This window comes from Streptomyces sp. NPDC002870 (assembly GCF_042888505.1).
Lineage (GTDB): Bacteria > Actinomycetota > Actinomycetes > Streptomycetales > Streptomycetaceae > Streptomyces.
Genome location: NZ_JBIAPW010000053.1, coordinates 14,326 through 34,947 on the forward strand (window position 1 = coordinate 14,326; position 20,622 = coordinate 34,947).

General features: G+C 69.5%; 22 protein-coding genes and 2 pseudogenes. 13 read left to right on the forward strand and 11 right to left on the reverse strand.

The window, feature by feature from the left end; translation table 11 throughout:
- Positions 1 to 36 precede the first annotated feature (36 nt).
- A complete protein-coding gene (locus ACFYWY_RS36345; protein WP_389195198.1) occupies positions 37 to 1,230 on the reverse strand; it encodes an NAD(P)/FAD-dependent oxidoreductase in 1,194 nt (397 codons plus the stop codon).
- Positions 1,231 to 1,395: 165 nt separating this feature from the next.
- On the opposite strand from ACFYWY_RS36345, the pseudogene ACFYWY_RS36350 reads away from it, so the two are divergent.
- Both ACFYWY_RS36350 and ACFYWY_RS36355 read left to right on the forward strand, forming a co-directional pair.
- Positions 1,396 to 1,607: pseudogene (locus ACFYWY_RS36350) on the forward strand (helix-turn-helix domain-containing protein); the annotation flags it as partial.
- Positions 1,608 to 1,936: 329 nt separating this feature from the next.
- The gene (locus ACFYWY_RS36355; protein ID WP_389195201.1) at positions 1,937 to 2,440 is read left to right on the forward strand and encodes a hypothetical protein; all 504 of its coding nucleotides are present in this window, start codon (positions 1,937 to 1,939) and stop codon (positions 2,438 to 2,440) included.
- On the opposite strand, the gene ACFYWY_RS36360 is transcribed toward ACFYWY_RS36355, so the two are convergent.
- Entirely contained in the window at positions 2,412 to 2,696 is a 285-nt protein-coding gene (locus tag ACFYWY_RS36360) for a hypothetical protein (RefSeq protein ID WP_389195204.1), read from the reverse strand. The genes ACFYWY_RS36355 and ACFYWY_RS36360 overlap by 29 nt on opposite strands.
- A gap of 343 nt (positions 2,697 to 3,039) precedes the next feature.
- Here ACFYWY_RS36360 and ACFYWY_RS36365 point away from each other — a divergent pair, with 343 nt between their 5' ends.
- The 5 genes from ACFYWY_RS36365 to ACFYWY_RS36385 all read left to right on the forward strand — a co-directional run bounded on the left by ACFYWY_RS36365 (position 3,040) and on the right by ACFYWY_RS36385 (position 8,808).
- A complete protein-coding gene (locus tag ACFYWY_RS36365; RefSeq protein ID WP_389195207.1) occupies positions 3,040 to 3,429 on the forward strand; it encodes a hypothetical protein in 390 nt (129 codons plus the stop codon).
- Positions 3,430 to 3,783: 354 nt separating this feature from the next.
- A complete protein-coding gene (locus ACFYWY_RS36370) occupies positions 3,784 to 4,932 on the forward strand; it encodes an IS21 family transposase (RefSeq protein WP_389195209.1) in 1,149 nt (382 codons plus the stop codon).
- 264 nt (positions 4,933 to 5,196) lie between these two features.
- Complete coding sequence (locus ACFYWY_RS36375; RefSeq protein WP_389195212.1) at positions 5,197 to 5,637, forward strand: hypothetical protein; 441 nt, start codon at positions 5,197 to 5,199, stop codon at positions 5,635 to 5,637.
- A gap of 477 nt (positions 5,638 to 6,114) precedes the next feature.
- On the forward strand, positions 6,115 to 6,573 hold the full coding sequence (locus ACFYWY_RS36380) for an AAA family ATPase (protein ID WP_389195215.1): 459 nt from the start codon (positions 6,115 to 6,117) through the stop codon (positions 6,571 to 6,573).
- A 123-nt stretch (positions 6,574 to 6,696) separates the two neighbouring features.
- Positions 6,697 to 8,808, forward strand: coding sequence for a hypothetical protein (locus tag ACFYWY_RS36385; RefSeq protein ID WP_389195218.1), 2,112 nt, complete (start codon positions 6,697 to 6,699; stop codon positions 8,806 to 8,808).
- A 49-nt stretch (positions 8,809 to 8,857) separates the two neighbouring features.
- Here the strand turns inward: ACFYWY_RS36385 and ACFYWY_RS36390 are convergent, their stop codons facing one another.
- Positions 8,858 to 9,799 carry a hypothetical protein gene (locus tag ACFYWY_RS36390; RefSeq protein ID WP_389195221.1) on the reverse strand — a complete coding sequence of 314 codons (942 nt, stop codon included), beginning with the start codon at positions 9,797 to 9,799 and terminating at the stop codon, positions 8,858 to 8,860.
- A gap of 1,351 nt (positions 9,800 to 11,150) precedes the next feature.
- On the opposite strand from ACFYWY_RS36390, the gene ACFYWY_RS36395 reads away from it, so the two are divergent.
- The 4 genes and pseudogenes from ACFYWY_RS36395 to ACFYWY_RS36410 all read left to right on the forward strand — a co-directional run bounded on the left by ACFYWY_RS36395 (position 11,151) and on the right by ACFYWY_RS36410 (position 13,568).
- The gene (locus ACFYWY_RS36395; RefSeq protein WP_389195224.1) at positions 11,151 to 12,521 is read left to right on the forward strand and encodes a replication-relaxation family protein; all 1,371 of its coding nucleotides are present in this window, start codon (positions 11,151 to 11,153) and stop codon (positions 12,519 to 12,521) included.
- Between the two features lie 29 nt (positions 12,522 to 12,550).
- A pseudogene (locus ACFYWY_RS36400) lies at positions 12,551 to 12,844 on the forward strand (helicase associated domain-containing protein); the annotation flags it as partial.
- Positions 12,727 to 13,131, forward strand: a complete 405-nt coding sequence (locus ACFYWY_RS36405; RefSeq protein WP_389195227.1) for a helicase associated domain-containing protein — start codon at positions 12,727 to 12,729, stop codon at positions 13,129 to 13,131. The pseudogene ACFYWY_RS36400 and the gene ACFYWY_RS36405, both read left to right, overlap by 118 nt.
- 62 nt (positions 13,132 to 13,193) lie before the next feature.
- Entirely contained in the window at positions 13,194 to 13,568 is a 375-nt protein-coding gene (locus tag ACFYWY_RS36410) for a helicase associated domain-containing protein (RefSeq protein ID WP_389195229.1), read from the forward strand.
- Positions 13,569 to 13,692: 124 nt separating this feature from the next.
- Here the strand turns inward: ACFYWY_RS36410 and ACFYWY_RS36415 are convergent, their stop codons facing one another.
- The 6 genes from ACFYWY_RS36415 to ACFYWY_RS36440 form a co-directional block, all read right to left on the reverse strand.
- Positions 13,693 to 14,112, reverse strand: coding sequence for a hypothetical protein (locus ACFYWY_RS36415; RefSeq protein WP_389195232.1), 420 nt, complete (start codon positions 14,110 to 14,112; stop codon positions 13,693 to 13,695).
- A gap of 433 nt (positions 14,113 to 14,545) precedes the next feature.
- The gene (locus ACFYWY_RS36420) at positions 14,546 to 14,836 is read right to left on the reverse strand and encodes a DUF6087 family protein (RefSeq protein WP_389195235.1); all 291 of its coding nucleotides are present in this window, start codon (positions 14,834 to 14,836) and stop codon (positions 14,546 to 14,548) included.
- Between the two features lie 13 nt (positions 14,837 to 14,849).
- Positions 14,850 to 15,083: a hypothetical protein gene (locus ACFYWY_RS36425; RefSeq protein ID WP_389195236.1), complete on the reverse strand. Its 234-nt coding sequence runs from the start codon at positions 15,081 to 15,083 to the stop codon at positions 14,850 to 14,852.
- Positions 15,083 to 15,247 carry a hypothetical protein gene (locus ACFYWY_RS36430; protein ID WP_389195238.1) on the reverse strand — a complete coding sequence of 55 codons (165 nt, stop codon included), beginning with the start codon at positions 15,245 to 15,247 and terminating at the stop codon, positions 15,083 to 15,085. The genes ACFYWY_RS36425 and ACFYWY_RS36430 overlap by 1 nt, the downstream gene beginning before the upstream one ends.
- 762 nt (positions 15,248 to 16,009) lie before the next feature.
- On the reverse strand, positions 16,010 to 16,171 hold the full coding sequence (locus ACFYWY_RS36435; RefSeq protein WP_389195241.1) for a hypothetical protein: 162 nt from the start codon (positions 16,169 to 16,171) through the stop codon (positions 16,010 to 16,012).
- A gap of 676 nt (positions 16,172 to 16,847) precedes the next feature.
- A complete protein-coding gene (locus tag ACFYWY_RS36440; RefSeq protein WP_389195244.1) occupies positions 16,848 to 17,447 on the reverse strand; it encodes a TetR family transcriptional regulator in 600 nt (199 codons plus the stop codon).
- 172 nt (positions 17,448 to 17,619) lie between these two features.
- On the opposite strand from ACFYWY_RS36440, the gene ACFYWY_RS36445 reads away from it, so the two are divergent.
- On the forward strand, positions 17,620 to 19,065 hold the full coding sequence (locus ACFYWY_RS36445) for an FAD-dependent monooxygenase (protein ID WP_389195247.1): 1,446 nt from the start codon (positions 17,620 to 17,622) through the stop codon (positions 19,063 to 19,065).
- 60 nt (positions 19,066 to 19,125) lie between these two features.
- Here ACFYWY_RS36445 and ACFYWY_RS36450 read toward each other — a convergent pair whose 3' ends face one another.
- Both ACFYWY_RS36450 and ACFYWY_RS36455 read right to left on the reverse strand, forming a co-directional pair.
- Positions 19,126 to 19,320: a hypothetical protein gene (locus tag ACFYWY_RS36450; RefSeq protein WP_389195249.1), complete on the reverse strand. Its 195-nt coding sequence runs from the start codon at positions 19,318 to 19,320 to the stop codon at positions 19,126 to 19,128.
- 48 nt (positions 19,321 to 19,368) lie between these two features.
- Complete coding sequence (locus ACFYWY_RS36455; protein ID WP_389195252.1) at positions 19,369 to 19,578, reverse strand: hypothetical protein; 210 nt, start codon at positions 19,576 to 19,578, stop codon at positions 19,369 to 19,371.
- A gap of 201 nt (positions 19,579 to 19,779) precedes the next feature.
- Between ACFYWY_RS36455 and ACFYWY_RS36460 the strand changes: the two genes are divergently transcribed.
- A partial coding sequence (locus ACFYWY_RS36460; RefSeq protein ID WP_389195255.1) for an ISL3 family transposase occupies positions 19,780 to 20,622 on the forward strand: 843 nt, incomplete at its 3' end.

The following is a 20,622-nucleotide window of genomic DNA, read 5'->3' on the forward strand; positions in this document are numbered from 1 at the left end:
ATGTGTACACCGTTTGAGGAATCCAGCACCAGGCGGCTACGCGACCGCCTTCTCGGCGGACGCATCCGGTGCGGCGGCCAGGCGGCGCTTGCGCTTGGGCAGGCCGAAGGTCGGGTGCGAGATGCCCCACAGCGAGAGCTTGACGATGCCCGCCTTGACCCGCGCGGCCTTCTGGCCGCCCACATGCTTCGGCTTTGCCTGCGCTTCGTCGTCGACCATCTGCAGGATCCCGTCCCGCCGCCCGAGGCTGATGTGGTTGCCCAGGTAGACCAGCTTGGTGTTCGCAATCTTGTGGCCGGTCAGGCGTCCCACGATCGCCTCCATGGCCTGCCGGCCGGTGTAGCCGGCCGAAGCGCAGGACATCGGCAGCGGCCGGCCGTTGTCGCCGATGGCGTAGACGCTGTCGCCGGCGGCGTAGACGTTCGGGTGCGAGACCGACTGCATGGTGCGATCGACGACGATCTGACCGTTCTCGGTGACCTCCAGCCCGCTGGCGGCGGCGATGGGGGTGACCGCGAACCCGGCCGTCCACACGGTTGCGTCGGACGCCAGGGCGGTGCCGTCGGCGCACAGCACCCGCGTCGCTTCGACGGCTTCGACGCTGGTGTGCTCCAGGACGGTGATGCCCAGCCGGCCGCAGGCCTGGCGCAGGTGGCTGCGGGCTCCGGCGGAGAGCCGGGCGCCCAGCTCGCCGCGGGCGACCAGCGCCACCGACAGGCCGGGCCGGGATTCGGCGATCTCGGTGGCGGTCTCGATGCCGGTCAACCCGTCGCCGACGACCAGCACACTCCCGCCTTCGCCCCGCCTGCCCAGGCTGTCCAGGCGCTCGCGCAGGCGCAGCGCCGAGGGCCGGCCGGTGACGTCAAAGGCGTGCTCGGCCACGCCGGGGACGCCGCGGTCGGCGACGTGGCTGCCGAGCGCGTAGCAAAGCGTGTCGTAGCCGAGCTCGCCGCCGCCGTCGGCCACTGCGACGACCTGGCGCCCGGGGTCGACGGCGGTGACACGGGCCAGGCGCAGCCGCATCCCCGTGCCCGCGAAGACGTCGGCGAGCTTCCGAGCCTCGATCTCCTGGCCGGCCGCGAGCTGGTGCAGCCGCAGCCGCTCGACGAAGTCCGGCTCAGCGTTGACCACGGTGATCTCGGTGTCCGCCGGGGACAGCCGACGGGCCAGGTTCCCGGCCACGTAGGCCCCGGCATAGCCGGCGCCGAGGACGACGATGCGGTGCTTCATGTGCTGCTCCTGTGGTTCGCTTGCTCCCCGTGAGTTGAGCGGAACGGCGCCCCGATTCCTGACAGGAACGTGTGGCATGGATCAAAGAGCGGCAGGAGCGCCGCCCAACGATGCTCGCGGCACCGAGGCGGCGCAGATGCAGGCCGAGCTGAACGAGGTGATCTGATGCCGATCACCGTCGGCATCGACGTCATGCTCGCCAAGCGGAAGATGTCCGTGGGCGGACTCGCCGAACGCGTCGGCATCACACCCGTCAACCTGGCGTGCTGAAGAACGGCCGCGCCAAGGCCGTCCGCTTCACCACCCTCGCCGCACTCTGCGAAGCCCTCGGCTGCCGGCCCGGCGACCTGCTGCGCTGGGAGACCGCGGACTGGGCGGGCGCGTTGTGGCCACGGGCCACCGAGACCTGCGACGCGGCGACCGTTTCTCCGTATCTGTATCAGACCATTGCGAGGCCGGCTCGGAGGTCGGGCGCCTGGTCGATGAAGCCCGGAAGTCCCTCATCATGTCTGTGCGGTTCGGGTGGGATCACTGAGGTGTCCGGGTTTGCGGTGAGCGCCATGAAGGCGCTGTGACCAGAAGTGGCTCAGCTGGACCGCCCGTCTCGCTCAACCTGGTTGGATTCGCGCATGACGGATTGGTCGCAACTGAGCCATGCGTACGGCTCTGCGCAAGACGCCTGCCGGGTACGGCGGATGCGCAGACGGTGCGCAACGCGTGCAAGGACCTGCGCCATGCCGGGCTGGTGGAGTCCGTCGGTAAGACAACCCGTCCGGGCAAGGCTGGACAGCCGGTCGCACAGCAGCTGTGGAACTTGACCCCCGCGGGTCTGGCTGCGGCGGCGGCTGAGTTGGGCCGACCGGTGCGGGAGATGGGCGGCACCGCCCGGGGTGCGGCGAAGGCCGGTGCCGCGCACGCGCTTGCGGTGACGGACACGATCGACGCGTTCCGCCAGTCGCCGCCGCTGGCGACCAAGCCCATCGCCCGCCGGCCTATGGACACCGGCGTCCCAGGCCTGCCGGCACAGCCGCGAGGGGTGCCGGTGCGGCCACCGGGTCTGGGACACCTGCGGGGCTGGGAGACCGAGGTCGCCCTCCCCGTAACCGGCACGTTCGCTACGCCGACAAAGGCCGAACCGGCCGCCGTCGTCGCACGCAAGATCGAGCGTTACCAGAAGTGCGTTACCAGAAGTTCTTCCAGCGCCAGGTGAAAGACCACCGGGGCCGTGACGTGGCGATGTGGTCGACGCTGTGGGAGGACTCTGGCCGCGGCGGCTTTCCGTCCGTCGCCTTGGTGTTCGCCGAGGACGTCGGCCCTAAGGCGCGATTGAACCGGATGAAGGCGATCCGCGATGCGTCCCGGCCGTGCTGGAAGGGCCGGTGGGAGAGCGACCACGGCTGGTCCGTCGCGCCGGAGGGGGAGGAGCGCGAGGGCTGGCGGAGCTTCGACGGCACCGTCCCCGTCATCGCCACCCATCTCGGCCAGCTGAAAGCCAAGGGCCCTCACGGTCCGATCTGGTGGCGCTTCGGCCGCGCCGAATGGCAGACCCTCACCGACGGCCCTCACCAACACCAACACTCGCGAGGACTACCTCGCCCGCGACGAACAGCGCCGCCAGGAGCGCGAAGCCGCCTACGCCCTCAAGGATCACGCGGTCCGGGACGAGTTGGAGCGCTGGCAGGAGTCATGGGAGTGGCCGTCCTGCGGTACGGACGTCACCCCGACACGGTGAGCGACGGCTACCAGCCAGCGGAAAGGCGGGCGGTGCCCGACGTGTGAGCGAGTCCACCGCGGGCCCGTGCCGCGTTGATGGCCCTCAACGACCTGGCCCACGGTCGCGGCCCCGCCCCCGTGGTGGTCACTTGCCGCGATGACCGGTACGCGGCTCTGGCCGCTCGGGGCTATCACCTGCGGGATGCGGCCTGGATCGCCCTCCAGCCAGTATCCGCCAGGAAGGTCGTGGACTATCTGAGACAACGCGCGGCCGACGGTCGCTGGGAGCCGGTGCTGACCGCACTGACCTCGGAGGGGCGCATCACCCCCGAGCAGGCCCACCGTTGGCTGCACGAACTGGCGGCCTACCTCAACACCCCAACTCCGGGTGCCGGTGGCGCACCGGGCACAGGCCGCACTGATCTGGTGCTGCACCACTTGTGGCCAATAGCTGGCCTCCGCAAGGCCCGCTACACCATGCCCTGATCTGCTGCCTCGCGGTTTGATCGCGGCTGGGGCCTTGGGCGCACTGTCGCTGCTCTCCCCGACCGCACCCCCGCTCCCCTTCCTCAAAGCGGTGATACAGCCACCCACCGTGCAATGACCTCCGCCGGGAACCGGTAGCCCTTGTACGACGGCGACACGACGTCCCCTCCCGATACCCAACGACCCGAGGATCGCCCCAGGAGCTCAGCCTGTCAGCCGAGTTGACAACGCCGCGACCAACGCGCCGCCGCTCCCTTTCAGTTCGCAATAGAAAGCAATCCCGATGTTCATCTGTTGTGCGTATGTCATTTCCGTGCCCTGTCCTGCGTTCCTTCGCGACTCCCTGGAGCGATCGTGAAGAAGTCGGGAAGGGAAATCATCGAAATTCTGGTGGCTTATGACGCCACCGGGTGCGCGCATTCGGCCGCCCAGGTCGCCGGATGCGATCCGAAAACCGTACGACGCTATGTGGCGGCCCGGGAGGCGGGGCGTCCGGTGACCGGTCCGTCCCGCCGGTCCCGGGAGACCGACGCGTTCATGGAGAAGATCGAGGAATGGGTGGACCGTTCCGAAGAGCACATCAGCGCCATACGGGCCCATCAGCGGCTGGTGACCATGGGCTACACCGGGAGTGAACGCACCACCCGGCGTGCCGTGGCCGAGGCCAAGGCCCGCCGACGGGCGGGGGAGCCCCGTACCTACCGGCCCTGGATCCCTGAGCCGGGCCTGTGGCTGCAATTCGACTGGAGCGAGGGGCCCGCGGTACCGGGGCCGGGCGGTGAACGGCGCCGCACCGCGCTGTTCTGCGCCTGGCTGGCCTGGTCGCGCTTCCGGGTCGTGATCCCCTGCCTGGACCAGACACTCGCCACCCTGACCTGCTGTCTGGACGCCACCCTCCAGGCGATGGGCGGCGTGCCGACCTATCTGCTCACCCGGCCGCGCCGCGGTATCGGCATCCGCCACCCGGACCTGGTCGCCGCCGGACGGTACTACGGCGCGCAGGTCCGGGCATGCGCCCCGTACGATCCGGAGCGGCCCGGCGGGGCCCGGCTGTCGGATGTGCGAATCGCTCCGGCGGACCTGGTGCCCGCCGAGGCCGAGCTGCGCCGGGAGTACCGGTCCTTCGCGGGACTATGGGCCGCCTGCGCCGCCTTCGCCGAGCAGGCCAACAGCGGCGGAACGCCCGGGCCTTCCGGGTGCTCCGGGCGCGCCGCGCACCGCATTCCGCGGCACATGCTGGCGGTGGAGCGGGGCCTGCTGCACCCGCTGCCGGACGCCCCGTACGCCGCGGAGGTGGGGCGCCCGGTCACGGTGGGCGACGACCACACTGTCGACTACGACGGGGTGCGGTACCCAATGCCGCCCGAACTGGCCGGCCGCGCGGTGTGGTTGCGTGCCGCGCACGGCGAGGTGGCGATCGTCGCGGACCTGGACGGCCTGACCGAGGTCGCCCGGTACCGGATCAGGGCGCGCCCCCTTTCGGGGAGGTCAGTTGTCCGCTAACGCGGAGTTTTCATGACCGCTGAAATGGAATGTGAAGTGAACGCGAAGTGGCCATGCCGGGCCCGGAGAGTTCGACCGCTCCGGCCCCGGCAGCAACATGCCTGAAAAATACGGGTAATCACCCATCGGTGTCCGGATTGTCGCATTCTGAAGCCGTCCGGCCGTGTGCAGTCTGCAGTTTTTCGAATTCCTTGACCGCCTGCTTTCCGCAATGCCAGCCTCAGCGCGTCCGGCGACAGTCGCCGTACATCGAATTGGAGAGCCATGAATACTCAGCGACGCGGTGCCAGGATGCTCGGTGTGATCGCGCTCGGCGTGCTGCCCCTGGCCCTCGCCACCCCGGCTTCGGCGGCTCCCCACACCGCCACCCTCACCGTCGGCCCGGTCGGCCTCCCCGCCGTCCCAGTTCAGGTGTGCATTGACTCGACCTGTACCCCGTCCACCCCGATGCTGAACGTCACCCTCAAGGCGGAGGCCACCACAGCCGACTCCGTGCAGCCCGTCGTCCTGACCCAGCTCGCGTGCCCCGCGGGCCAGCTCGGCGCCGCCCTCACCATCACCTCCGACACCGCCGCCGGCGCGTCAATCAAGGTGACCGCCACCGGCACCGGTACGGACGGTCAGCAGAAGACGATCGTCGTCGGCCCGGAAACCGTCACCGTGGACGTGCCCGGCGTGGCTGTCTCCGCCTGCACCACCAACTGACCTTGTGTACCTGTCGGGCCCGGCACAGCGCGCGTGCCGGGCCCGATGGCCATGGTTCGAGCGGGCGTTGTCAACTTGGCTGACAGGCTGAGCGGCCAACAGGGTCAACCTCTACCAGCTGACGGGACACCTGCCCCCCCTTCCGCCCGCGAGCGAGGTGCCCACCGCGGAACTGGTCGTCTAGCAGCGACTGATCGACGGGATCGACCACCCGTGCGTCGTGTACGGCTGCGCCTGGGATGTGGTGCTGTCGAACCGGTCCTACCGGAAGCTCTTCGGAGTGGTTCGTCGGCATCCGACGGATTCTCCGCTCGTCCATACGACCCGTTTCATCCTTCTCCATCCGACGCCTACAAGATCCTCGGCGGCGACCGTGACTCCTTCCATGCGATCTCGTGGTTTGGTGTCGGTGGTGTGAGGGTCGGTCATGGTGGTCTGGTGTGGGTTGTTCCGTGCCTGGTCAGTGGGGTCAGCGGGATGGGGCTGTCACTGTCAAGGGTCCATGTGAGCGTGCACCCGACGGTGCCGGAGCTGCGTCGTGCGCTGGCCGACGCACTCGACATGGACAAACGCCTCCCGCACGGCACGGGGGAGGCGCTCAGGAAGCCGCGGGTGCTGGTGCTGGACGAGGCACAGCGCCTGCCGGTGCCGGCGCTGGAGTATCTCCGTGGGCTGTGGGACCACCCGGACACGGATACGGCACTCGTGCTGGCAGGGGCGGGCAGTGAGCGGGCGGTGCGCAGGGTGCCGGCGTTGGCCTCTCGGGTGCTGGCATGGGAACTGGTGCCGCGCTTTGGATCGGCCGAGGTGACCACCGTGATGGCGGCCTTCCACCCCCTGTGGGCCGAGGTGGCCGAGGGGGACATGGCATGGGTGGACGAGGCGCTGCGCGCCGCGCAGGAGATGGCCCGCCGTGCCTCTCCGACGCTGGCATGACCCCTTGGCCTGAATGCGTTTCCGCCCAGCAAACCGTGATCTCGGCCATGTTGCTTTGCGCGTGGGCGTGATGGGGTTACGGCTGGCATGTACAACTCACAAGTTCACGGGGGGATTGAAGAAGTGAGACTCTTACGTGCGTCGGCGTGGCGGCATGTTGCCGCTGGTGCCGCGCTGGCGCTACTGGCGGGGGTGGGCAGTGCAGCAGCGGCCCCCACGCCGCCTTCGCCCGGCCTGGGGGCTTCCCCGGCGGCGGTGGCAGCAGCCGGGCCGCAGGACCTCGCGGCCATCGCCGCTGGTGGTGAGCGGCCGGTGTCGGGCAGGACCCCGTCGGCCGGCCCCAAGTTCTCCAAGTCGGGCACCGTCTGGCGGGTCATCACTCCGCAGGTGGTGCTGCGGAACACTGTGACCGACGCGGACGGCGACACCGCGAACCTGACGTTCCAGGTGTACACCACGAACGCGGACGGTACCCCGAAGGCGCAGGTCGACCTCGACGGGCCGGGTCAGCACGGGGTGCTGGTGTCGCCGTATGTGGCCTCGGGCGGCTTGGCGAAGGTGCCGGTGCCGTACGGCAAGCTGAAGCCCGGCGTGCTGTACAAGTTCCGCACCTCCGCCTTCGACGGCAGTCTCTACGAGACGACCTGGTCGCCGTGGGCGGACTTCCGTATCGAGCCGTACGTGAAGTTCCCCGCGGCGCAGACGTCGTCGACGATCGACTCCGACGCTCAGGAGATCATCGAGCTGAACCGGACCGATCCGGGTCCGGCGCTGCCGACGTTTGCCGCGAACGGTGCGGTGAAGCGGCAGGCGGCCAAGCCGCTTACCTGCGGTAGGGAAGACGCGAAGGGGCGCAAGCTGTGCGTCGAGCTGTCCCCTCCCACGGCGGAGTCCGAGAAGCGGGCGAAAGCGCGGGCTGAGGCGCTGCGCAAGGCTGAGGTCGCCAAGGCCCGCAAGGCGGGCAAGTCTCCTGCCGCGGCGGCTGCGGCTGCCGCTGTCGCGCCAGCTGTGGAGCTGGTCGACTGGTGCTGGGACAAGCCGGTCGGCAAGGACTACGTGAACCGCACCGAAGCGTGCCTGAAGAACATCGGGTCCGGGACGCTGGTGTTCATCGACGCGGACCAGTCGGCGCAGATCGGCACGGCGACGTTCGACTTCGAGCAGCGGATCAAGGCGTACCCGAACAAGGGCGCGTCCGGGTCGGACTTCGCGGAGTTCGATCAGGCGATCGCCATCGTGCCGGTCTCGATCGACCAGGCGCTGAAAGGCGTCACGATGAAGTGGAACGTCGGGTCCACGTGCGGCTCGTGTGTGACGTCGAACGTGAAATGGACGGACGGGCAGGCCAACAACGCCGGGCCGACCGCGTACTGGGACGTGGACGGCACCACTCCGCCGTACGGTGACCGCTGGGGCCGGGTAACGACGCAGTGGAACGGTACGGGCAAGGAGACCATCGACCTGGGCTGGTCGGTGACCGCGACCGTGGACGCCAGCAACACCGCGAGCGCGACGGCGGACTTCGGAACCTCCGGGATCAAAGAGGTACGGGAACTCGCGCCGCGCTGCGACGACTACCTCAAGCCCTCGGCGCCGGGCTGTGTGCTGCCGTTCTTCAAGCCGACCTGGACGGTGGACACCAACCTGTACCCGGCAGCCGGGGCGTACTACTGGTACATGCAGCAGGTGATGCCCGATCACGCCGGCTCGAAGCGGTGGGACTCGCTGATGCACTACCTGGGCCCGGACACCCCGGTGAAGAACAGCGCCGGCAATCCGTGGAATTCGGACAACAGCCGTAACGTCGTGTGTGGTACCAACTCCTCCTGGAGTGTGCACCCATCCGATACGTCGGTGGGGTCGGTCGACTGTGACGAGTACGCGATGGCCTCGACGCACGAGTCCGGCGGTTACCCGAAGAGCGTGAACCTGGTGACGTCGGGCACCAAGTGCGCCCAGTTGTTCACCGACAAGATGGGCGACGGCTCGGCGAACTTCGGCATCCTCGCGGACACCCGCACGGCGACGAACGGGCCGAGCGGTACGGAGCGGTGCGGGCGTGCGGCGATCCCGAGCGTGCAGAACCAGAAGGCGTTCACCGGGTTCCCGGTCCCGGTGTGGCGGATGCTGGACGGTGACGGGTTCTTCGTAACCCTTCCGGGGTTCGAGCACTGCACGTCAACCGCAACTACCTGCACCTGGCGCAAGATACATAGCCTGAGCACCAGCACGTGAAAGCCGGAAGGGGGGCCAGCCCGCAGGGCTGGCCCCCTCTCGTACGTGGTCAGCCGGTCCAGGGCTGCCACCGGTCTTCCTGTGCCGGGTCGATACTGCTGAGCCAGACCAGCGCCCCGCCGATCAGGCCGGGCTTGTCCCGCGTGGCCAGGGCCGGGGCTTCGAGCATGTCGGCAGCCTCTTCCAGGTAGGTGACCAACGTGTCGAGTACTTCACCGGGGCCTTCGTTGTAGCGGGACCACCGGCCCAAGTAGCCACTCTCGGCGTCCAGGTACAGGCCCGAGGTGCTGTCAGCCGGGCTCAAAGCGACAACCGGAATCCGGGTTGCCTTCCACACGGTGATCCGCTCGTCCTCGGGGCGGCGGGCGTTGCGGGTGTCCTCGTGGGCCTGGGCGTCCATCTTCAGCCGGTAGGCGGCGGCCACAGCGTCCAGGGTCATCAGAGCCCTATTTCCCGGAAGGCATCCCCAGCCATGGCCCCCGTCGTCGCCCGAGGTCAGCAGCCACAGGACGTGCAGCTCGACGGGTATCCGGATGCCGAGGTCGTCTTCCAGGGCGGCGATGTCGGCGGGGCTGGCGCCGGCGCGGAGTGCAGCGTAGGAGTCGGGGGCGTTGTGCTGGAGCCAGCCGGTGATGCGCCGCCAGGCATCGGCGACCTCCCGTACGGTGATCGCGGCGGCGGCCGGATCGGCAGGCTGCTCCAGTTCCTCATCCTGGTCCTGGGCGTCCGCGGTGGGCTCGGCGGAGGGGGCCGCGTTCACGTACCGGATCTCAATCCGATCGGGCTCGCGGATGTAGCCGATGGCCAGGGCAGGACAGTCCTCAAACAGGTCGCCGCCGATGGTCACGGTGAGGATGCCCGGCAGGCCCGAGGGCTGGCCCATGTCCGGGTCGTCGGCCAGCTGGCCAGCCACCACCTTCAGGGCGTAGGAGACGCCAGCCCCGAGTTGGGTGGCGGTGTCGCGTACCTGCGAGGGGATCTCGACATTCACGGCCCTGAAGCTCCTTGCTCGTCGGTCGGAGGGCGGTGCCCCTCACACAGTAGGACGCCCGCGCACACCGGCGGTGGTGCGGGCGTCCTGTCGTACCGGGGGGCGGTCAGGCGGTTGTGGGTCCTCCGGGGCGGTAGGGGTGTTGCATCAGCCCGCTCCTGGCAGGGCCGCATCGGCAACGCCGCTTGCCAGTTGGGACGGCTGCGCGTATGCCTCGGCCGCCGCACCGATGCCCGGTGTGAAGAGCGGCGTGCGCACCCACTGCGCAATGTGTGCGGACGATGCGGCGCATCGCGCGCCTCACGGTGCGCGCATCGCATGCGCACTGGCGTGGTGCGCACCGCACGGAGCCGGTGCGCATGAGTGCCCAATGCTGTCTGGGCCCGACTGCGCCCGCGCTCCGCACCGCGTGGCTCGCCTCGGGGCATCGACATCCCTGCCCCGAGGCAATAGAACGCTGGCGACGCGAGCGCAAGGGGCCCGCGGTCCGTTCGCTCATCCGGTACCTGTCGAGGCGTTGAGGCGCTGTCTGCGCATTGCGCAGCTGTCCGGTGCGCACCTGCGTGCGCACTGACCCGGGCGATGCGCACCGCACGGAGCCGGTGCGCAAATCCCTCTCCTGCCCCTTGTCCGCCGTCGCCGCCCGGTACGGGCTGTGAGCGACCGGCCCCTTGGTCAGGCCTGCCTCAGTAGCGCGTTTTCCCTGGACCAGGCTCGCCGGCCCTGGCGAACAGACCGCGGACAAGGGGCGAAGTCCACGATGCATGCCGGCTCTCGCGTGACAGGCGTGCAGTTGGCAGCCGTGGGTGCTCGGGCTGCCGGCCAGCACCCTGTTGAGCGCGAGCAGGCGGGTACGGGCCGACGGAGAGCGCTAGGAGAGGGAGTTGACGCATGACGACGATGACCGGCAGGCAGGCAGGCAGGCAGACGGCCGGGACGGGAGGCCGGGCCCGGGCCGCCAGGACGGGGAGCCGCCTGTGTCCGGTTAGCTGTGGAGTGCCGGGCAAGCCCGGTTGGAGCCGCATGTTTTGCGCTACAGCGCTCCCTACAGTCGCCCCTACAGTCCGCCCTATAGCGATCTCCTGTCCGCGAGATCGCATCTGTGCAGGTCAGAGCACAGTTTCGGGTGCTGCGGGCGCCTCGACACCCCTTTACTCCCGTCCTTATTTGTCAGTGAGGGGTGGTGGAGTTGGTCGTGCAGGGGCGCGATGGTGCCCCGGGGGCCCGCCCCAGCCCCAGGGCTTCCGCTGGTGCTCTCGGCGGGGCGGCCGCTGCGGGGGAGGCCGGTGAGGGGCATGGCGGGCGTGGTGCGGACGGAGACAGAGGCAGGGCGGGAAGGGCGGGGTTTGTGGTGAGCGGGACGCGGCGGTGGAAGTACGGGTCGACGGCGCGGTCGCGGAGGCTGGTGCTGCTGGCGCTGGGTGTGGTGAAGGTCGCCACGGTCGCGCAGCTGCGGCAGTTGGTGCTGCCGGGGACGGCGGATACGCAGACGGTCCGCAACGCATGCAAAGACCTGTGCAGAGCGGGGCTGACGGAGTCGGTCGGTTCGACCAGCCACCTGGGCAGCTCGGGGCAGGTGGTGACCGAGCAGCTGTGGAACCTGACGTCGGCCGGTCTCGCGGCGGCCGCGACCGAACTGGACCGGCCGCTGCGCGAGATGGGCGGGACGGCCCGGGATGCGGCGAAGGCCGGGGCGGCGCACGCGCTGAAGGTGACGGACACGATCGACGCGTTCCGGCAGTCCCCGCTAGTTGCGACGAAGCCAGTCGCCCGCCGCAAATCGCCACCTCGGGGCGCGGTGTCGATCCCGCCGCAGTCGGCACCGGACATGCCGCTGCGGGTGCGTCCACGAGGGCTGGGCGAGCTGCGCGGCTGGACCACGGAGGTCGCCCTCCCCGTCGCCGGCACGTTTGCCGCGCCGGGCCGGGGCAGCTTGCGCACTGATGCGGTTCTGACTGCGCCGGAGGACGGAATGCCGGTGCTGTTCGTGGAGGTCGACAACGGCACCGAATCCCCGGACGAGGTGGCCGACAAGATCGCCCGCTACCGGAAGTTCTTCCAGCGCCAGGTGAAAGACCACCGTGGCCGGGATGCCGCGTTGTGGTCGACGCTCTGGGAGGACTCCGGCCGCGAGGGGTTCCCGCCCGTCGCGATCGTGTTCACCAAGCAGGTCGGGCCGCAGGCGATGCGGGAACGTGTGCGGGAAGTGGGCCGTCTCTCCCGCGAGCACTGGCGGGGCCAGTGGAACACCGGCTACACCAGCGACTCCGGCGAGCGGGACGGCTACCGCGACTACGACGGCACCGTGCCCGTGCTGGTTACCACGCTGACCGCGCTGGCGGCGAAGGGCCCACACGGGCCGGTGTGGTGGCGCTACGGCCACAACGCTGTCGAGACCCTGACCGAGGCGCTCGACAACCCCGACGACTACCGTGGCTACAGCGTCCGTGACGATCAGCGCCGCGCCGCTCGCCAGGCTTTTGAAGAGGCCAATCGCCTGGAGCGGGAGGAGGAGTGGCGTCTGTGGGAGGCGTCGAAGTGGCGGTGCCCGGCCTGTGGGCGCCACGTCTACCCGAACGAAGAAGCCGGTCTCGTGACGGGCAGCGAGTGCCTGCCGTGCCGCAGCAGCCGTGAACACGCAGCGCGGGAACGGGCCGAAGCTGAAGCCGAAGCGGAACGTCAACGCCGCCAGAACGGGTGGCTGGGCTGGCTCCGCACGTGACTCGAGACCCGTCGCTCTCGGGCGTTTAACTGAACCGCCGGCTTCGGCGGCCGCAACCGGATGCGCCTCGCCTCGCAGACCCCCGCACCCACCGCCCCACCTTCACCTCAGACGAGCCCGGCGACTGGCTCCGCTTCGACCGCCCCACCCATGAAGAAGTCGCCCTCGCCCTCACCCTGCGCGTCCTCGCTCCCAAAAGCGCCGAATGGCGCCGCGGACTGACCGCCGCCCGCCGCTACCACCGCACCCACCACCACCTCGACGTCCCCCAGACCTACGAGGACGATGGCGGCTACCCCCTCGGCACCTCGCTCACCTGGCAACGCCACCTCCGCACCACCGGCGCCCTCGCCCCTGCCCGCACCGTCGCCCTGGAGCGCCTGAGCATCATCTGGAACCCCGCCAACAGGCCTGGGACCGCGGACTCGCGCACGCGGCCGCCTTCGCCGCCCTCCACGGCCATCTCGCTGTCCCCGTCGACCACCACCACGACGACTTCGCCCTCGGACGCTGGCTTGCCACCCAACGCACCGCGCTGACCAGCTCACCCCGGCGCGCGCCCAGGCTCTCCAGAACCTCGACCCGTGGTGGAATCCGCCCTGGCCTTTGACCTGGCAGCGCGCCTACCGCGCAGCCCGCCGCCACATCGAAGCCGGCCACAGCCTCCACAACATGCCCCGCACCCATGTCACCGACGACGGACACCACCTGGGGGAGTGGCTCCACACCCAGGACACCCATCCCGAACGCCTCCACCCCGAACAGCAGCGCCTCCTGGCCGACGTGGGCCTCAACCCGCCAGCCCCCTCAGCTCCCCAAGGCGGGCCTTCGGCACGCGAGCGTGCCTTTCGGCGGGCCCTGGCAGCCGCCCGCGCCTTCCGCACCCGCGAAGGCCACCTCGACGTCCCCCAGCGGCATACCGAGGACCTGAACGGAGACCTGGTGCGCTTGGGGCAGTGGATCAACAACGCCCGGCGCCGCAGAGACCGCCTCACCGCTGATCGCATCGCCGAGCTGGACGCGCTCGGCATGCAGTGGGCGTCGTAGTGGAGTCAGGCGTTGTGCGCGCCGTGACGCCTGGTCCAACGTGTGCTGCCCCGTCCGCTCACGCATATCTGCGCTCGGTGGGGACGAGGTTCCCACCGAGCCAGGCATTGCACGACGACGTCGGCTACTCCAGCACGGTGAGCTCGTCGGGTGCAGCAAGTCCTGCCTTGTGGACCGCTGCTTGGCAAAACTCCCAAGGCGGACAGTATTGGTGTTCCAGGATGTAGTGGAGCACCAGATTGGGAGCCGCGTAGACAACGCCTCCAGCTCCTTCAACATGTACTTCTGCCGAGCCGAGAAAGATCTCCTTTGCCCCGTCTTCGCCTCCGAGGACGGCGGGTGCGAGCGCTTGGCAGAACTCGCACTGGTGGTAGCCGCGCATCTGATTCTCGGGATGAGCGCAGAGGATCTTCAGGGCGTCCACTACTACGTCCGCTACGAGCCCCTTGGGGTATTCATGCTGGCTGGAGAGCCACCCAACGTTGAGCATTTCGCGCTCGGATGGTTCGTACTCGTAGGGCGACAGGTCCAGGAAGTAGGTCATTGCCTCTCCTACCGCCGCGGATTGCAGTGTTCGCGACAGATTGCGATGTGTACAGGCCCCATGTTGGGGCGCGTGGTGCCGGACTCCGGTGCAACCACGATTTTGACGAGCAGCGACCTGTCCCGGTCTGTCCGCCGGCCTGGAAGTAGCTGTAGACCTCATGGCTGGTCTGCAGCCCGTTGACGATCTGCGGTCCTTGACGACGATTTCCTTGCCCGCGATCTGCGCGACGTCGGCGACGACGGTGACGCCGTTGTTGAACCACCAAAAGTCCTAATGTGCGGGACTATGCAGGGTCCACCGCGGTGAACACCGCCATCGGCGAGACGTTGAAGTCCGGCACACGCGAGAGCGGACAGCTCGCGGTACGAAAGCGGTCGCGCAGCTCGTCTTCTCCGAGAGCACGAAGCGTGACAGCCCTCGCCCAGGGTCATCACGTGGCAGGGTCGTCGCCGATCTGGAGTTCGTTCACCCACTCCTGGGCCGTCGCGAGGTCGGGGGCAGTGCCGACCACCTGATACGTGAAGCCGTCCCACGCCTCCAGAACGCGCGGCTCGTCCGGCCGGAGGTGGCCGGCGCCACCGTGCACGGCGCGGTGGCGCCGGTACTGGTCCATCGGCGGACGGCGCCGCCTGTTGTACGGCGCGAGCGGTTCGTCGGCATTGACGCGCGGGAGGGCTCGCGACGGCTGGTTCGGCGGTCCGGGTCGGCGGTGCTTGGCCATGCCCGCGATGGTCTCAGGCCGCGATCGTGGTCGGCCGGGCGGCAACGAGATCCTTCGCCCTCGCACGCACCTGGTCCACGACGTCCGTCTCGTACGGGCGGGCCGCCTCCAGCAGGGCGTTGAGCCAGGAGGCCACGAGGGTGGAGTCGACTCGGGCCGCGTCGTTGAGCGCTTCCTGGGCTGCGGCGGCGCCCCGCTCCACCTCGCCCTCGTCGAGTAGCGCGGCGGCCAGCCCGACGCGGTCCATCACGCGCACCCGGTCGGCTTCCTGAGCCTGAGCGCATCCTCGAAGTAGGCGCTCGCGGGCCGTCGGCCACGGCCGAGTGCGGTGAGGTCGCGGGCGGAGACCGCGCGGGCGCCGGCGTGCTCGGCGCCGTCGAAGGACAGCCGTCCCTCAGCGCCTTGCAGCACAAGGCGGGCAGGACTCCCAACGGCCGACATCACCGCCTGCCCAAGAGCAGCCTGAGCGCCATCCTGCGAGGCGAAGCCATCCCCTCACGGGAACACGTCATCGCCTTCATGGAAACCATGGGCCAGTCCCGGCGCAAAGTGCAGCGCTGGGAAATGGCCTGGGACCGCATCGCCGAGAAGGGCACGGCCCCACCACCAACCCGCGCCTCCCGCAGGCACCTCGTGCCGGACGAGACGACACCCCCAGCACACACGGCCCGAACACCCGCAGCCGTCGTCATTCGCATCCAGGAGGCTCCCACCACCGCACACAGCACGCCGGACGCACCAGTCGCGGGCAACCCGACATTGAAGCTCGCCGTGACACCTGGAGACTTCGACTACCTGCGTATCCACGGCCCGCAGACCCACAAACGCGCCCGACTCACACGCACCTGGCTCCGCCCACAACCGCCTCTCCCGCCAGCGGGATACACACGCGCCGGACTACCGATCCGCAATCCCCGGCGCTACAGACCCCCGTTCACGCACAGCACGCAGCCGCCGGGCCCGACCCCCGCCACGCCCCATGGACCGGGCGCTCTCGTCCCCGCCTGGGTCAAGCCCCCCACGGTGGAGACCATCCTCGTCAAGCAAGTCCGCCAACCCCGCCCTACGCCTACGACCGAAACAACCCTGCACCTCCGCCTACCTCAGATCAACGAATGAAGGGCAGTCGCGGCCACCGCGTACTCCTTGTCCACCACGTAGACGGCACACCGCCTATGGAGGACACCGCCCGGCTCCCAACAGCGTATTCAGAGCTGCACGCTGGTTCGCGCGGTTCTTGGACAGGGCGAACTTCAGTTCCGGCGCCTGCCAGATGCCGGTCTGTTCCTGCGGCGAGTGCACGACGGGTGCGGCTTCGGCGTCGTCGATGGCCACGGACGCGACGACCAGGCAGCGGCCGCGGCCTAGGAGCTGCTCGCCGTACCACCCGTCGCAGGCAATCCACCGTCCGGTGGCATCACTGTCCTGGGTGGGGGAGGTCTGGCTGTGGCGTATGAAGGCTTCTCCGGTAGCGGCATGGATCATTGTGTGCCGACGCCCCGATGGATCTCCAACCACAGTCTGCTCATCTGCCGCACGGTGACTGCGCGGCAGCGGTCAGGGGGACAATTCCCGGCAGGCGTGCTGCGGGGAACGCCTCGACGGACGGGGGCGGGCGAGTATGGCGTTCGTGCGGGACATCGTGGTGTCGCTGATGGCCAGCGCCCTTTTCGTCATCCTGGCCTGGGCGCTGTCCAAGACCGCACGCCGTGTGCTGCGCGGCGCGGCGGCGCATCTGCTGCATCTCGACGTGGAGGATGCCTTCTCCAGCGGCCGTGATGCGGCACCGGACCTCACCAGGGAACTGCGCACGGCCCGCGACGTGACTTCTCTGCACTACGTTGAGCGAGGTGCGAGACCGCCTAGGCGTGTCAGGGGCTCGGCGGGTTCTCGCGCTCGGCTGGCCTCCTGGGCCCGAATTTCTCGTCGCCCGGCGGGTCTCATTTACTGGGCGGCCTTCCAGCGCCCTACCGGTCCCGTGGCCCCGGCGGATACGAGTGCTCGGCAAGCCTCAGGGACTCGGCGCGGTCAGGTACCGCTGGATCGTCGGTGCCAGCCATACCACGATCTCCGCCCGCGCCAGCCCCACCGCCGGCGGCATCCGCAGCACGTACCGCGTGAGCGCCAGCCCCAGCAGCTGCGACGCCATGAGTGCCGCCCGTGCCGGGACCTGCTCGGGGTCGGGGCACACCTGCCGGGCGACCGGCAGAAGCTGGTCCCGCAGGATGCCCTGCATGCGCTCCGCCCCGGCCTGGTTGGTCACGCCGACCCGCAGCAGGGCGGTGAGGACCTCGTTGTTCTCCCACATGTCGAGGAAGTGCTCGACGAGGATCCGCCCCGCGTCCTGCCGGCGGTCCGCCCCGCTCACGTCCGGCAGCCGCAGGTCGATGGTGACGGCCGCCGCGAAGAGGCCCTCCTTGTTGCGGTAGTACCGCATCACCATCGACGGATCGATGTTCGCGTCCTTGGCGATGGCGCGGATGGTGGCTCGCTCGTAGCCGTCAGTCGCGAAGCGCTCGCGGGCCGCCGCGAGGATCGCGCCGCGAGTGGCGTCGGAGCGGCGGGGGGCGCCGGAGCCGGGAACCGTGGAGGTGCTGTCGCTGCCGTTCATGCCAACAAGCGTAGGCCAACGGGCGTAGGTCAACAAGCGTTTCGCCAACAGTTGTTTGCCAACGACTGTTGACATCCTCCTTGGCGCCTCGCTATCTTCGTCAACGAGCGTTGGCCAACAGTTGTTGGCAATAGGCGATGGCACAAGCAGGCGTTGGCAACAGGAGGCCACCATGAACGGCACCGCCACCCACCGCACCGTGATCGTCGTCGGCTCCGGCCCCACCGGCCTCCTCCTCGCCGGTGACCTCGCCACAGCCGGCGTCACCGTGACCCTCGTCGAGAAGCGGCCGCGCAAGATCAGCAACCTCTCCCGCGCCTTCGGGGTGCACGCCCGCACCCTGGAGCAGCTCGACGCCCGCGGCCTCGCCGACGAACTCCTCACCACCGGGGACACCATCACCGGCCTGCGGCTCTTCCGCCGCCTCTCCCTCGATCTGAGCACGCTGCCCTCGCGTTTCCCGTTCCTGCTCATCACCCCGCAGTACGAGGTCGAGCGGCTCCTGGAGCGGCGGGCCCGGGAGTCTGGGGTCGAGTTCGCGTACGAGAGCGAGGTCGTGGGGCTGCGGCAGGACGACGAGGGGGTCGACCTCGACGTGCGCGGCGCGGACGGGGCGGTCGTCACCCGCCGGGCGGCCTATGTCGTCGGCGCCGACGGTCACCGGAGCGCCGTGCGGGAGGCGCTCGGCCTGGACTTTCCCGGTGTCTCCGTCATCAAGTCGCTGATCCTGGCCGATGTCCGGCTGGCCGAGAAGCCCGAGGGCGTCCTCACCGTCAACGGCCGCGGCGACGCCTTCGCGATGATCGCCTCCTTCGGCGACGGCTGGTACCGGGTCATGGGCTGGAACCGCCGCAACGAGGTCTCCGACGACGCCCCGCTCGACCTCGACGAGGTCAAGGAGATCACCCGTCGTGCCCTGGGCGCCGACTACGGCATGCACGACGCCCGCTGGCTCTCCCGTTTCCACAGTGACGAGCGCCAGGCACCGCACTACCGGGTCGGGCGGGGCTTCCTCGCCGGGGACGCCGCGCACATCCACTCCCCGGCCGGCGGGCAGGGCATGAACACCGGCCTCCAGGACGCCGCCAACCTGAGCTGGAAGCTCGCCGCGGCCGTCCAGGGCCGGGCGCCCGAAGGGCTCCTCGACAGCTACGAGGCCGAGCGCCACCCGGTCGGCAGGGCGGTGCTGCGCAGCAGTGGCGGACTGGTCCGGCTGGCCCGCGCGCGCAATCCGCTGCTGCGTGCCGCCCGCGCCCTTGTCTCCGCGTTCGTCGACATGGCCCCGCCCGTCCAGCGCAAGGCCCTGGGTCAGATCACCGGGATCGGCTACGCCTACCCCGCCCCCCGCGGCGCCCACCGCCTCACCGGCACCCGCGTCCCCGACGTCGCCCTGAAGGACGGCCGGCTCTACGAGGCGCTGCGCGGCGGCCGGTTCGTGCTGATCACGCCCGGGACGTACGAAGGCCCCGGTGTCCGTGAGGGGTGGCTGACCGTGGAGCGCTGGGCGGGCGACCGCCGGACGACCGTCCTGGTACGGCCCGACGGATACGTGGCCTGGGCGGCGGAGGGTGCGGACGCGGCGGGGATCGAGGAGGCGGTGGCCCGGTATCTGGGCTAGGCCCTCTCGGCTGGATCATCCCGGCGTCGCGGGGTCAAGGCGGTCGAGAGGCGCCGCACCTCACGGCCGGGCGAGGCCCTGGACGACCTCGGCCGCTCCGCCGAGGTCGACGCCCGCCTCGCCGCCCGTGGCCGGGTTCGCCGTCTCGGCGATCACGCACGCGTTCTTCGATCGCCGGTGGCCGGTCAGGTGGCTCCTGGAGCACTGCGGCTCGAAGGGGTTCGCGGAGCTGAAAGCGGGCGGGATGAACGCCATGTATTTGACCGATCTTCTCTGCACCAACGGCGCGACGCGAGGTCGGCCTCATGCTGAGCGAGACTGCAGCGCTCTGGCCTCCTGGGCGACTGCAAAGAATCCTGGTGACGACGAGCGCCTTGCTGACCTGCTGAGGGTGAGGTCGATGCCATCGACCTCACCCTGCCAGTCCTCCGCGATGGCTCGTTCACGACGTGCGAGGAGGTCCTCCTCCAGCTCGTCCAGGCGGGGCAGCTTCTTCGGGTTGAGCGTGAGCATTGGACAGCGGATGCAGGCATGTTCGTGCGTGCAAGCGGTGCCGTAGGGGCGGCCGCAGGAGTGACTTTGTGCGTGACTGTGGGCTCTGGTCCACTTCGTGTGATTGCGTACGCAGGGTGACTGTTGATCTTCGTGTGATGGCGGCTGAGGTCGCCCGAAAATCGCCCGGCTGGATGGTGGTGTGGTCGACAGTCCTTCGCCGTGAACGATGTGCTGCCGCAGCTGGATGAGCTGCTGTTCTCCTCGGTCGAGGGCGTGTTGGTGGAGTCGGTCCAGGTGACCGAAACGGTCGTCCAGGTCGAGGCTCGTACGACCGCAGAACGGGCAGCCTGCCCGGAGTGCGGATACTGGGCGGGGCGAATACATGGCTCCTACCTGCGGTTTCCTCGTGATCTGCCGACAGCGGGCAAGCTGGTCGTGGTGGCGTTACGAGTGCGGCGGTTCGTCTGCGCGGAGGACTCCTGCCCGCGTAAGACCTTCGCCGAGCAAGTCCCCGGGCTCACGCGCCGGTTCGGACGTCGGACCGAGCGGTTGCGTTCGACGCTGGTGTCGGTCGGTCTCGCGCTGGCAGGCCGGGCAGGCGCCCTCATGACGGATGCTTTCAAGGTCCCGGTCAGCAGGAACACCCTGTTGAGGCTGATCGCCTCGCTTCCGGACCCTGTCACCTCCACACCCCGCGTGGTCGGCGTGGATGAATACGCCCAGCGCAAGGGACGGATCTACGGAACCGTGCTCGTCGACGTCGAAACACGTCGTCCGGTCGACCTCCTTCCCGACCGGGAGGCAGACACGCTCGCGGCCTGGCTCGCCGAGCGGCCCGGCATCGAGATCATCTGCCGTGACCGGGCACCCTTCTTCGCCGAAGGAGCCACCCGCGGCGCCCCGCAGGCCCTCCAGGTCGCCGACCGATGGCATCTCTGGCACAACCTGGGCGAAGCCGCCGAGAAGGGCGTCTACCGGCACCGCGGATGCTTGCGCCCCATGCCGGTGCAGCCCGAGGAGCCGCAGGAAGAGACGGAGCCGACTGCGTCGTCGCCTTGGCCG

Excerpts from the sequence above, each read along its gene's own strand:
- ACFYWY_RS36365 (WP_389195207.1), top strand. The coding sequence starts at position 3,040 with ATGGCCCTCAACGACCTGGCCCACGGTCGCGGCCCCGCCCCCGTGGTG.
- ACFYWY_RS36380 (WP_389195215.1), top strand. The coding sequence starts at position 6,115 with ATGGGGCTGTCACTGTCAAGGGTCCATGTGAGCGTGCACCCGACGGTG.
- ACFYWY_RS36455 (WP_389195252.1), bottom strand. The coding sequence starts at position 19,578 with ATGCTCACGCTCAACCCGAAGAAGCTGCCCCGCCTGGACGAGCTGGAG.
- ACFYWY_RS36440 (WP_389195244.1), bottom strand. The coding sequence starts at position 17,447 with ATGAACGGCAGCGACAGCACCTCCACGGTTCCCGGCTCCGGCGCCCCC.
- ACFYWY_RS36420 (WP_389195235.1), bottom strand. The coding sequence starts at position 14,836 with ATGGCCAAGCACCGCCGACCCGGACCGCCGAACCAGCCGTCGCGAGCC.
- ACFYWY_RS36405 (WP_389195227.1), top strand. The coding sequence starts at position 12,727 with ATGGCGCCGCGGACTGACCGCCGCCCGCCGCTACCACCGCACCCACCA.
- ACFYWY_RS36450 (WP_389195249.1), bottom strand. The coding sequence starts at position 19,320 with ATGGCGTTCATCCCGCCCGCTTTCAGCTCCGCGAACCCCTTCGAGCCG.
- ACFYWY_RS36445 (WP_389195247.1), top strand. The coding sequence starts at position 17,620 with ATGAACGGCACCGCCACCCACCGCACCGTGATCGTCGTCGGCTCCGGC.
- ACFYWY_RS36360 (WP_389195204.1), bottom strand. The coding sequence starts at position 2,696 with ATGACGGGGACGGTGCCGTCGAAGCTCCGCCAGCCCTCGCGCTCCTCC.
- ACFYWY_RS36415 (WP_389195232.1), bottom strand. The coding sequence starts at position 14,112 with ATGACCTACTTCCTGGACCTGTCGCCCTACGAGTACGAACCATCCGAG.
- ACFYWY_RS36345 (WP_389195198.1), bottom strand. The coding sequence starts at position 1,230 with ATGAAGCACCGCATCGTCGTCCTCGGCGCCGGCTATGCCGGGGCCTAC.
- ACFYWY_RS36375 (WP_389195212.1), top strand. The coding sequence starts at position 5,197 with ATGAATACTCAGCGACGCGGTGCCAGGATGCTCGGTGTGATCGCGCTC.
- ACFYWY_RS36410 (WP_389195229.1), top strand. The coding sequence starts at position 13,194 with ATGCCCCGCACCCATGTCACCGACGACGGACACCACCTGGGGGAGTGG.
- ACFYWY_RS36425 (WP_389195236.1), bottom strand. The coding sequence starts at position 15,083 with ATGGACCGCGTCGGGCTGGCCGCCGCGCTACTCGACGAGGGCGAGGTG.